This is a genomic window from Rhizobium sp. BK399, from assembly GCF_014194695.1.
In the GTDB taxonomy this organism is placed as follows: Bacteria; Pseudomonadota; Alphaproteobacteria; order Rhizobiales; family Rhizobiaceae; genus Rhizobium.
This window is the reverse complement of sequence record NZ_JACIAH010000009.1, coordinates 91349-103958: the sequence shown is the minus strand read 5'-3', so window position 1 is coordinate 103958 and position 12610 is coordinate 91349. Positions and strand designations below refer to the sequence as shown.

General features: G+C 61.9%; 5 protein-coding genes. All 5 read right to left on the bottom strand.

Features of this window, described 5'->3' with window-relative positions:
* Window positions 1-873 precede the first annotated feature (873 nt).
* From FHT97_RS19460 to FHT97_RS19440, 5 genes are read right to left on the bottom strand one after another with little or no spacing between them, the layout of a single operon-like run.
* Window positions 874-1191: a hypothetical protein gene (locus tag FHT97_RS19460; RefSeq protein ID WP_183756054.1), complete on the bottom strand. Its 318-nt coding sequence runs from the start codon at window positions 1189-1191 to the stop codon at window positions 874-876.
* A gap of 10 nt (window positions 1192-1201) precedes the next feature.
* Window positions 1202-4441 (bottom strand): DUF6519 domain-containing protein, encoded by a 3240-nt coding sequence (locus FHT97_RS19455; protein WP_183863956.1) that lies wholly within the window; start codon window positions 4439-4441, stop codon window positions 1202-1204.
* Between the two features lie 12 nt (window positions 4442-4453).
* Window positions 4454-6694, bottom strand: a complete 2241-nt coding sequence (locus FHT97_RS19450) for a hypothetical protein (RefSeq protein WP_183863955.1) — start codon at window positions 6692-6694, stop codon at window positions 4454-4456.
* Window positions 6694-10188: a baseplate J/gp47 family protein gene (locus FHT97_RS19445; protein ID WP_183863954.1), complete on the bottom strand. Its 3495-nt coding sequence runs from the start codon at window positions 10186-10188 to the stop codon at window positions 6694-6696. The genes FHT97_RS19450 and FHT97_RS19445 overlap by 1 nt, the downstream gene beginning before the upstream one ends.
* Window positions 10185-12608, bottom strand: coding sequence for a hypothetical protein (locus FHT97_RS19440; RefSeq protein WP_183863953.1), 2424 nt, complete (start codon window positions 12606-12608; stop codon window positions 10185-10187). The genes FHT97_RS19445 and FHT97_RS19440 overlap by 4 nt, the downstream gene beginning before the upstream one ends.
* Window positions 12609-12610: the final 2 nt, after the last annotated feature.

The window sequence follows — 12610 nt, the reverse complement described above, 5'->3', positions numbered from 1 at the left end:
GCCGTCCGCATGAGGCAGATGCAGGCCGTGATATTCCAGGACGTCACGAAGCAGAAACGCTCGCGGGCAGGGTGGAGGAAAGCGAGGCGCGGTTGCGCGCGTTTGTCACGACCGCCGCGTCAGCCGTTATGATGTCCATGGCAAAAATTTTAACTTCGAGATGATCCGTAAGGCAGTCCTTACATGCGCTTCCTGACTCGAGGGCCGGAAAATGTTCAAACTAGCCGGCGCAAAGTACCCACAAGGGCTTTTTCGAAACCATCTGGAGCAGGCAGGGCCAGTTTTCGGCAGTGATGGCCTGCATCCTATAATTTGAACGGATTTTGGAATGGAAATTGGAAGAGTTTTGATGCGCTCGGCAAGCAGCCTTGGCTGCTATCCCGAGCGCATAGGCGGATGAGGCCATCGCTGCTGGCGAGCTGGAGCCGGTCGAATACGTCCGCTTCCAACGCCGGCCCGAACGCCAGTGCCACACCGGCAACGGCACCTTGGCGACAATGACAATAACGACGCCTTGAAGGCCGGCCTGGCGGTGGTGCTAAGGCGTCGCTTCAACACCTCGACCCGGACAGGGAGACGACGTCACGACGGGCTTCTTCCGCCTCCAGCGCATTCTAATCGAGAACAGCGTCCTCGTTTCCAATTCTGCTTGGCAGCGCGACGCAACATAGCCTCTGGTTACTCGACCGCCGACCAGTTGCTAGGGGCGGCGTCAGGTTCCCCGGCCTGCCGCACCTCGGGTGTGACTTCGCCCCCCTCAGCCCTGTCGCGACGGTTGGTGCTGCCGGCAGCATGAGCGGTTTGACTTGTCTCGCGCCCGCCGGCGGGAGCGAACGCTTCAACAATACCTTCACCGACGGTCTGACGAATGACCTATTTCTTGCGCGACCTTGTCGTCGACGCGGTTGGTTTTCTTGACGTCGTCGGGGGAGCACTTCTCGGACGAGTTGATTGGATGTCGGAGATGGTCTTGCGAGCGGCGTCGATGGCTGTATCGAAGGCCTTCACCGTGGCTTCCCGACGCGTCTCCAGACTTCTGATCCGGATTTCCAAATCGCGGATCGTGCGATCCTGTTCGAGGCCAGCTTCGTCAGGCGTGGTGCCGGCGCCGCGTCGCGTGATTTCCATCGCCATCTCGACAGACCGGTCGACCCAGGTCGATTGCTGTTTGAGCAGTTCCTCGATGTCCATGGCCTTCTCCTCAAAGGTCTATGTTGGTTGCAAGCATTGCGGCCGGGATCGGCGCAGGGCTAATGGGAGCCCGAACGAAATAATTGGCAACAAAGATCGGCCGCGTCATCTGCTGAAAGTCGACGCAGGCGGGCTGCCCAGGGAAGGCCCGAAAGGCATTGGCCGAGACAAGCGCGAGACGTCCCTTCAAAAGCAGCGTAACGGCTGCCTCAGCCTCGCGAGGCACGCGATGCATGCAGTCGTTATCTGAAAAGCTTATGCGCTCGAACCGCAGGAGCGGATCGTTGCGGTCACGCTCCAGGAACTGTACGAGGGCGGAAAAGCCAATGCCTTCGAAGCGGTTGCCCTGCACAAGGGCGGGATAGCCAGTGGTGCCATCGGTCTGCAGGATGCCCGGCAGGCTCATCCCTTGCATCAGAAGGGCTCGGTCTTCGACGTTGAGGCCACGTTTCTCGAGAATGCCGTCCCAGCCGCCGCTGTAGTTGACGATATTATCCCTGATCGCCGCCTCGAGGCAAAGGATGGCAGCAATGCCGATGGCAACGCCCGGAGAGGGGTTGAGATCCACATCGATGCCCGTGTCAATCACCTCGTTTCGCTCGACACTCGCCTGTCCTGATACCCCGAGCAGAAAGACGCCGATCTTGGGAAGCTCATCGGTTCTGGTTCCCGTTCTGGCAATACTGTTGCCGTGAACAACCATGCGCCCACGGCTGTCGAAGCAGAAGATGCCGAAGCGTTCCTGAGCATCAATATCATTCGAAGACAGGGACGCATTGATCTCGCGAACCATCCCGATCCCGACAATGCCGCCCGCGACGGTGTTGCGCTCGATAGTGTTGTTCTCGCCTGAGACTGCAACAATACCGAAACTCGTGCCTTCGATCCTGTTGCCGTCAAACCGGTTGCCATGGGCATTGAAGATCAGCAGGCCGGCTGCCAGCGCTGCGCGTTCCCGGGCACGATAGCTGATTACATTGCCCGACAGCGCACTGGATTGCGTCGCCTCCGCAAAAAGCCCGACCTCTGCATCCCTGATCTGATTGCCCGCGACCAGTCCGTCGATCGTGATGACATTTCCCTGTTGGCCGTTCCAGCCGAAATGCATACCGATGCTCGGCGGGCCGTTGCCTCGGGGCGACGCGATGCTGACCTCGTTATCCTCGACCCTCAGACCGAGGCCGCCGAGAGCGATTGCGGTAACCGGCGCAAATTCTGGCGATCGCTCCATGGTCACCGAGTTGCAGGAAACAGTAGTACTCTCGGCTATCACGCCGATACCCATGTTGCGTGTCGAAAGGACCGGTCGGGACGCGACGCATTCGATCCTGTTGCCGGTAACGGTAAGCCCCTCGAGCGGAACGTCCATCTGCCTCTCCAGGCAGACGATTCCGTTTGCGGTTCCACCGATGACACAGTCTTCGATCCGACTGAAGTCTCCGCCATCCTGCAGGAGTATTCCCGCAGTAGCGGGTAACCCTCCATCCTCGGCACCATCGCGCCTGATGCCCGCAAGGAAGCAATCGGCAATCGTCAGCAGGCGCGTGCGGCTGCCTGTGATCTGCACATTCACATCCGTACCCGAGATCGTGCAGCGCCTGATATCAACCCGTTGGGCACTGGCAATCGCAATGCCGATGCCACCGTCTTCCCCGCCACCCCCTGAAATGAGGCAATCGTCGACAATGCAGTCCTCGACGCGCACCAAGCTTATCATGGCCGGACCGCCGCGCCGTCGTCTGAACTGCAGCTCGTGGATCCGGTGGCGACGGCCGGAAACCGTCAGGAGTGGCCCTTCGCCGGTCTCGACGATTGCTCCTGTGCTTTCGCCATGGAGACTGACATCATTGCGGCTGATGAAGAGTGGTGCACGAAGCCTGTGGATGCCGGTCTTGAGGCAGACACATCCCCCCGAAGCGGGCAGCTGGTCGATCGCAAGCTGGATGTCGTCGCCGGGGTTCAGGACGAACGTGCAGCATCCCTGGCTGGTTTCGGGTTGCGGCCGGCAATCGCTGACATCGGGTCCGTTCACCGCGGCAAGCTGTACGTAGGAATGGATGATGCCGCGCGGCGGTGCCGCGGTAAATTCCTCCACCGAAGCATCTGCGGTGCGCGCTGAAAAGAGCCAGTAGTCTCCGACATGGAAACCTTCACTACCCACCGTCGAAAAGCTGACCTCGATGCCCTCCTCGATGGCGACCGGTCCTGTGGCCGTCGGGATCGTGCCGTCTGCGCCGACGAGGGGATCGGATGAGGACTGATCCCATTTTCGGACGCGGGTGTGGCGTGCTAGCAGGTCCGCGGGCGCGGTTGCGAATGGCCGTCCTGTCGCGCCAATCGTCCGGTCAAGTCTGAAGATGGCGTTCGCCTCGTCTATATCTTCGATCTGCGCCATCTCGCCGGCTTCACCATGAAGGTCCCGGTGATCATCGGTGACGCATACCCAGTCGCCGATCGCAAAGCGCGTCACACGATCCCGGCCGATCCGGTGAACGGTAAGCGAAGACCTACCAGACGCGGTCGCTATCTCGGCGACGGTCGTGACCAGGGAAGCATTGTCCCTGGACCAGGTGAATGATGCAGTGCCAAGTGGGCCGGCGGTCTGGATCTCGATCCGGTAAAGCCGGTTCTCGAGGCCGCGATAGCCGGTCAGTGGCGGAACAATGCATGGGTCCTCCGGCGCAGGAGGCGCAACAGCCGCCACGGACATGCGTCCACCTGAAGGCGGAGTTCCGGTAAACGCGCCACATGCAGCAGGTGTCTGTGCGGCGGCCGGTTCAGTCTTCACCTGCCATACCTGCTGGACGCGCGTTGCCGTGTCCACGCCGCCAAGCGCCTTGTCGAGGAGGTCGTTGTCCTCGATATAGGTGACTTCCCGCTCCCAGAGATCCAGGTAGACATTGTAGTTGACGCCGCCAATCGCCGGTGGGTCAGGAAGGAATGGCTGCGCCTGGTAGCTGACGTTCTCGCCTTGCAAGATCTCGGCGAGGTGACCATCCACGTAAAGGCGCCCCTTGCCAAGTTTGAAATCGTCGGCAACCGGTGCCGTCACCTTGAATGCATCAGGGGTCGTGGCATGTGGCACACCGACAGGACCGAAGGTGTCGAGTGCCTGAACCCTCAACCTTTCCCGGGCAATGTCGGCCGCCTCGTTCCAGTCGGCATCGAGCTGCACGCGACCCTGCTGGATGAGCACACTTGAAAAGCGCTTTCTGACATCGTGCGTAAACCGTGAATAGTCGCCGGACATTAGTCACTCTCCTCAGGTCACGTAGATGAAGCCGTAGTCGAGGCCGAAGGGCAGGTATTCTTCGAGACGCGTGCGCAGATTGCGCTCGCGCTGCGGCTGCTTGAGATGGCAGTAGGCACCCATCTCGGATCCGTCTTCGGCACCTGTTGCAATTTCCGGCGGCCCATCGAGCGCCAGCTGCAGGTAAGCGGGTTGGCCGTAGGGTTCGGCGGTGTATTCGGGCTTCAGCCGCAATCGCACACGATCTCGGATCTGCTGACGATCAGCCGCAGTGAGCGCGGTCGCTTGCCCGGCAACCTCGATCTCCAGGGCTTCGGCAAGATCGGGTTGGCAGCGATAGCGACGAGGCACCCGCGACAGAGGATGGACATAGGAAAACCGGACACAGCCCTCCTGAACCCGCTCGCAGGTGACCTGGTTCTCGAAGATGGAGGTTGAAGCGTATTCGATACCGCGCAGGTTTGCCGTGCCGCGCACGGTGCTCCGCTCGGCATAAAGCATCGGACCGGTGGCATCGGGTGCTGCATAATCGGGCGCTGGCATAAGCGCTCCGTCGACAATGCTGTCGAGCAGGATCAGATGCCGCGAAAGGCGGGGCATTGCGATCGATCCGCTGATCGAAAAGACGAGCTCGACCGAAAGCCCTACGTTGAGAGGGGTCGCCGGCGATCCCGCCAGCGCCACGATGCTGGGGTCGCCAGACGGCGACGATCCGTCGACGATGCCAAGACCCGGCACCAGCGTAGTGTGGATAAGACGAAGCCGCGAAATTGTGTCTTCAACACGGACCTGCCCCTCGATCAGTAGCCCGCCGAGCGTCAGGACAAAGTCAGGATGATTGCCTGTGACCGTCATTGCTCCATCCAGCTGGAGATGCGGGCGCATTCCGTCTGCCGCTTCAATCGCCAGGAATTCACCTCGCTGCGACACGTCAAGATCAATGGCAATGGCTTCCACATAGCTTCGGTTGTCGCCGATGCGGATCAGCGCACGCGGGCGCGCGTCGTCCCTCCATTGCTGCAGGGCAGCACCGATCGTGGAGAAGGTGCCGGGCAGTCCGCTGGTATCCACCAGATAGGTTGCGGCAAGCTCCGCCCGGACAGGATCCGTCAGCCATGCCTGACGTTGGTATGGTCCGCCCCCAAGGTCCGTCGGGAACCCGTAGTGGTAGCTGATCTCAACCACGGGATCGGTCGCAAACAGGGCGCCGAGGGCAAAGCGGCCACGCGTCACGTCAATGAGGACCGTGGCGTCTGCAGGCTGCCTGAAGGTCGACAGGTCGGCGCAACGGATAGAGGTGGCCGGCACCTCGATGCCATCGACCACCATGAATATGCTCTGATCCGGAGCAGCGGTATGACCTGGTGTCCTGTCGAAAGGGCCGTAGAACTCGGTGTGACTGGGTGGCGAGGGCATTGCTGCACTATCGGCGAGGTCCTTGTGGAAGCGTGCCGGATCGATTGGCTGCGGCACGTCGAGTTCAGTCGCAAGCTCGGTCTCGACGGCTTCGCGTCGCCTTGCTGAAAACAAGGGTGCCTGGTTGCCGAGCGGACTGAAGTGATAGCGAAAGTCGCCGAGGCGTCTCGGCGTGGCCCTGCTCAGCGGATAGGCGCCAAGACGCCAGAGGAAAAAGCCGACATTGCGGACGTTGTGCCAGCCTTCGCTGCGGGATGGGGGGCGCACATCGACGGTGTGGCTCATGCCGTCGAACGCGGTATTCAGGCGTCTGCAGCTTTCGACCTTGCGCACGTCAGGCGTGAGCGCTTCCGGACGAAGCCGGTTGCGGACAGCTTGCGTCCAGACGAGCCTCTCGAAGAATTCGACGGCGTGGGCAGGCCAGCCGGTAATGTCGCGAGCGAGCTCCTCGAGCATCGGCAACGTGCCCTTGCGCCGGCGATAGTAGATCGTCTTGGCGACATCCGCCCTTGTTCGAAGCGCTGGAAGGGGCTCGAGCCGCGGTCCGCGCAAATCCGGAAAAATCTCACGCGCCGCGCTCGAAACAGGCTCGGCTTCGGTCGAGGAAAGCCTGATATTGCCGACAAGCTCGCCGATATAGGGAACGACCCAGGGCTCGCAGGTCTCGATGAAGGCATTGGCATGGAGCTGGCGAATGTCGTCCTCGATGTCGTTTGCAGCCGTTTCGACCACAGCAAGAAGCGCCTTCAGCGCGCCGCCGTTTCGGGCATCCTCATCGCGCAGATAGGCAGGAAGCAGGTTGAAGAGTTTGTCGGTGGCGGCATTCGAGTATGCCATCAGAGCGCCTCCACAGCAGTCAGCGTCACGTCGCGCGGGTCTTCGATGAAGGCCTGTTCTGCCGCAAGCACCGGCGGCACGACGCCATTGTCGAAGCCGCGCCTTGCGAACCGATCGATGAGCAACGGGTTCGTCGGCAGCGGACGGGCGAGAAACAGGCGGATGTGTTTTTGCAGCGGCCCGGAACTGACGGCGCGGATCTTCTGCTCCGCGGGCGTCATTGCCTCGTGTCCCTTGAGATGAAAGAGGTCCACGTCGGCGGCGACGACGCCTTCGGCCTGTTGCAGGGCCGCGTAGACGTGGCTGAGATGAACTGGCATTCCGGGGGTGATCCTGTCATGCCGGAAGGCTGCCATCAGCGCGGCATGGGCATTCTCCATGACGGCGTCGCGCTCGAAACGGGGATCGGAAACAATCCGCGCCGAAACGGTAAGAGGCACCTGGGTCAGACTGGCAAGATAGAGCGGCCAGTTTGGATCGCGGGCATTCGACAGGGCAGAAGCCAGTTGCGCGAGCTGATCGGCGGGCACGCGTATACCTCCTTCGCCGAGCACGCTGACATGAACCGCCTTTCCAAGCCGGAGCCAGACCCATGAGGCGGTTGCGCGAATGACGAGGCGCGTCGACAGTGCCAGCCATTCGAAATCCTGAATGGAAACGACCCTTCCGAACGTCCTGACGCCGTTCGGGGCGTTCCTGCGCGCATCGTCGCGGTCTTCGGGATCGGCGCCGCCAATCGAGGCCATCGGGTTGGCAACGGCGCGAAGGCCGACTGGCCTTTCCAGCGGCAAGGCGAGTTGGCCGGGACGCACGCGACCCGCAAGGCCAAGACCCTTTCGGTACCGCGCAGTAACGGCAAGGACCCCAGTCGGCAGCCTGCGACCCGTACGCCCGTCACCGAAGCCGACGGTTGAGATGCCGTCATCGCCTGTCTTCACCGTATAAACTTCTTCGGAAGGCTTGCGGCCAAAGAGGTCGGGGACCGGCGACCAGAGCACGCCGTTGACCCTGACCTCAAGGTTCGCGCGACCAAAAAGATTGCCCGGCTCCGGCAGATATGTCAGCGGCATGCGCTGCAGCTTGAATTCCGCAAAGCTCCTGGACGCATCTCCGTGGCCAAGCTGTTCCTCGGGCTGGGTTTCGCCGTGGCTGGCATTGGCGATATTGGCCTTGACGGTTACTGCCGTCAGCGGTCGTGGAAGAGAAGGTGTAAACGATACGAGCACATGGTCGGGTGCCTCTCCCGCGATCGCCGAAACCGGCGATGCCGAGGTGACGGTCGCGGCATGTTGCACCTCGCCAGACTCGATCAGGATCCGTCTGCCTTTGCCGAGTTCGACGGTCCCAAGCGTCGCGCGAAGGACGAGCTGGTTGCCGGCGAGCTCTTTCGGATAGTCAAAGCTTCGCGGTTCGATCGCCTGTGCGCCGACCTGGACAATGCGGCTTTTTCGACGGTCAAGCGCAATGTTGACCGGAGCCTCGCGTTTCGACCAGCCAGCCCATCCGCCTGACTGGCGTGCATTCTCGACGATGACGTCATCGTCGTTTCGGGCGACGATCGTAAGCATCCCCAAGGCGGGTGTGACCACCGGGTCCGACGCAAGTTGGGCGTCGATTACCTGCCATTCGGACCATGCGTTTGCGCGCCGGCCAATGACACCGAGCGTGTTGTCGAGACGCCGAACCGCAATGGCGACCTCGTCTCCCGGAAGTGCAGCAATTGCGGGTTGACCGGCGAGATTGCCACCGAGATTGAACCAGTCCGTCCAGGTCGTTCCTGTCCATCGTCGATGCAGAAGTCCTCCATCGTCGGCGCGGGCAACCACATCGATGCGGCCGGGGAGAGTGGAGACGGCAGCCGGCGCCGATGCAAGGCTTCCGGCAAGGCTGGTCCAGGAAGACCATGTCGCCTCCCTTGATCGCGTCCACAAGGCCCGGTCGGCGCCACGCACGAAGACATCGACCCGTCCTCCACCCCAGCTCGTCGCGCAGGGCGCCGACGTCAGGAAGCCGCCAAGTGATGTCCATGCGGATGTTGGCGCCCCAACACCGATGACCCAGAGGCGCTGGTCGGTTCCGCGCCCGAAGACAAGGAGTTCGCCGTTGGCGAGCGAGAGGGCTGCCGGATCACTGGTCAGGATGCCTCCATAGTCGACCAGTGCCTCAAAGCGCACGCCGGCGCGCGTCAGTCCGATCAGCGCCCGTTCGGCGTTCCGGACGAAAAGCCTGCTGGAGGAGGAGCTCGCCACGAGGACGGGGTTGCCGGTGACTGCCACGGCATCGATCGACTGTGTCGCTGCGGCAAAGCCCGCCATCGGCAGGAAGGCGGTGAGCCTGTTTGCGCCGTCGCGACTGACGATCTCGGTCTGTGATCCAGAGGCCGTAACGGCCGGCCGGCCGGCAAATGTCCGCGTAAAGCGGGCATGCGTCACCGTCTGGGCCAGCTGCGAAACATCGAGGCCATCGGTGGTGGAAACGGTAGCGCTCCCCTCACGCGTCGTGTCGACAGCTGCAGTGAGCCGGCGCGGGGTGGCGTCCCCTGTGTCGATGAGGACACGCGTGCCCGACGACAGGCCCTGTATACTGGTTTCGAGCGCATAGAACCCATCGCCCGAGGGCGTCAGTACATCGCTGATGGTATGCGTTGACCAGCGCTTGTCGGGCTCGATCGACGGACTGGTGGAATAGAGCTGTACGGTCGCAGGGGCATTGCATCCGAACAACGCCAGGCGTCGCTCGAACTTGCGCAGCTGGGTGCGCTCAGTGGCAAATCCATTGACCTGGATCGGCGGAGTGAAGCGCAGCGCAAGACCGCCCCATTCGTCTTCGATCGCCTGGACGCGTTTTTCCTCGAACAGTTCGCCGTCTGACATGACGAGAATATCACCGATCCTCAGATCGGTCGGCCGCGCGGCAAGTGCAAATCCTACGCGGCCGACAGCAAATGCAGCAAGCGCCACAGGCGCGGCGAAGGCGCGCGCCGCATTGAGATCACCATGCGCAACCAGTTCCTCGATTGTCTCGTATGTCTGCGGGACCTCGTCCTGTCCCGGGATCGACATCACAGGCAGGCCCTTGCGGATGCGCACACGCGCGCCGTCCTCAAGGTCGAATGCAAGCATTGCGGTGGCGGCAAGCCCTGGAGACAGCTCATGCCCGATCAGCCGCACGAGTTGCTCGACCGAGGCTCTTTCCCGGGCCGTACCAAGGAAATATTCGTTGGCGATCCGTTCGCTGTAGAAGGTCATGACGTCGGCCATCGCCGAGAACATCTCGATCAGCGAAACCGCGTAGTCGTCCGGCTCGCGGGATGTCAGCTGCGACAAAGCAGGGTCCTTCGCAAGGCCCTCGAGCATCTTCAGGCGAAAGCTCGCAAAGGTTCCTATGCGATAGGAGAGTGCACTGAGACCCGGGCGGTTGAAGACGTCGAGCGGCACAAGCGCAGCGTCGCTGCCGCAGCCACAGAAGGGATCGGAACAGGCGTTGCCCATCATCGTGCTCCCGCCGTTTCGAGGACGAGCACGCCGAATTCGGGAGCGCTCAGATTGTTGTCGAGCCGCGCTATCTCAAAGGCGCCGATATCGATGACACCGCGATCGAGCCAGTCGCGCTGCGGCTCCCAGTAGCGTTTGAAGCGCGTCACGTTGGCCGATTCTAGTCCCTCGATCAGTTCGATCGCGGCGTAGATCTTTGACAGATAGACCGGCTTTCCGAAGCGGGCGCCGAGCTGGTCAAAGAAGCCTTCCAGGGTTTTCTTGACGGCAGCCGCAACGTCGCCGGGAAAATATCCACGGGCGACGCATAGTGTCACGGCAATTTCGATCGGAACGTAGACCGCGCTTGTTATGGCAAGGTCATAGCCCGCGAGCTTGAACCGGCGGAGGTGACCGTCAATCCGTCCGGCAAACCGGCTTTCCAGAGCAAAGCCACCACCAGCCGTTGGCAGGAGATTGCGTTCGTCGCGCGGATGAATGGCGACGAAGATGGTGTGCCAGCTGCCCGTCCAGCGGAAGACGGCGCGCGCATCCAGAACCTCGATCTGCCTGAGCGCGGCGTTGCGCCAGTCGTCCTCGGTGACGGCACGAAACTGCTCAGCGCGGAATGCCGCCGGAGCCAGTCGTTTCACCTCGGCCGTCGATCGTGGTGCCGTTCCGCCAGTTGCCGAAACTGGCTGATATACGGCATCGACCACGCCGGTCGCGGCGGCAATATGGAAAAGCGAGCCGCTACCAATGTTGCCGTCACTGCCGTTGCCAATGCGCATGGTCAACCGCGCTCGCTCAGCTCCGCGTGGCATGCGTCCATAGATGTCGTCACCGAAGCGTAGCGTTGGTGCGCCATCATCGCCCACCTCGGCGACGAAGTTGCGGTCGTAGGGGGTGCAGTCGAAAAGATCAGGGACTGCTGACCAGATCTGGTCTTCCTGCCCGGCAAGCGAGAGAACGAGTTCGATGGCAGGCCCATATTTCGTCTGCGTCAGCGGCGTTGCGGGCACGGCCAACGTTGCGAGAGGGTAGCGGCTGCCTGATTCCACAGGCAGGTCCAGTTCACCGCGGGCCGAATCCAGAAAGATCGTGAGACCGTGATCGGCGGCGACGACATTGCCCCGCGCGACCGTCACGGGATCGATTGGAAGAAGATCGGCCCCGACAGCTGATATCTGCACGGCTTCGGGGAGCGCCTCTGCTGTGCTCCATCGGACCCGTAGCAGTGGCAGGGCGGGGTCCGCGACACTGAGGCGTGGTGCAAGCTGATCCGTCAGTGCCTCGTCCGTCGTCTCTGATGCCTCGACGAGCTGCACGACCCATCGGTGCGACGGGTTTCGATCAACGGCCTCTCCGGTCCTGGCGCTTCTGACCTCTTCCAGAAGGAGAAGATCGCCAGGACCCAGCGACGGTCGTGTCGCGTGGCCATCGCCCGACAGGTGGTAGAGATGAACTTCTGTGCAGCCGGCGCCAAGGCAGCAATCGCTGTTGCCTGATGTGTGGATGCGCAGCTCGTTGTGCTCGGGCCGTACCTCAAGCACTGTTTCCGTCTCGAAGATGACGACCTCTGACAAGGCCGGGTCTTTCGCAAAACCGGTATCAATCGGGATCACGGTTCCGGGCAGGTCGGTCGCGCCGGCCAGGGGACGTGCGATCCGTGTGCACACCCTTGTCCCGGCATCGACAGTGCCTGCCGAGACGGCGTTGAAATGCACAGGGGTTCGCGCATTGGCGCCGTCATGCACCGGGTAGTCGATGAGGCGTGTGTGCCGCTTGACCGAGACACGGTGCAAGGCGGTATCAAGATAAGCTTCCGTTGCAGCCGCATCCTGGAAATAGCTCAGATAGTCGCCGGCATAGGCGAAGAGTTCGACGAGCGAAACGCCGAGGTCGGGGGGCAGGCGCTCCGTCCAGTCGCGATTGCGGGCGCTCATAAGGTCGAGAAGCATCCGCCTGAAGCTCTGATAGTCACGCGCAAGATAGTCGAGGGCGGGTTCCTCCAGGGCGCCTTCACCACAGTCGCAATCGCTTCGGCAATCGAAGGGCGAGGGGCAGGATGCCTTGAAGCCGAAGCTCACCTCGCTGAGCTCCATGTCGACTTGCGGATGCTGCACGCGAACGACATAGGTCGAGAAATCGCCCTCGGCGCTCAGCATCAGGATCACCGACTTCTGTGACGCCGCGGGCAGCACGATCGACTCCACATCGATTCCGGTGATGCGTAGGCCACCCGCAATGCTAAAATGGCTTTTGTCGAGAGCCGGTGAAGCGGGCCTCGCCTTTACGAAAGTCACCGTGAGTTGATGCGTGCTCGGCGTGCGCGTGTATTCGACGAAGTCAATGCCATTCAGCGGATGGGCAGCGCTCGCAAGCATTCCGCGGCGCTTGTCTTCACCGCAATCGATCAAACCCTGGCGCAAGCGTGTCATTG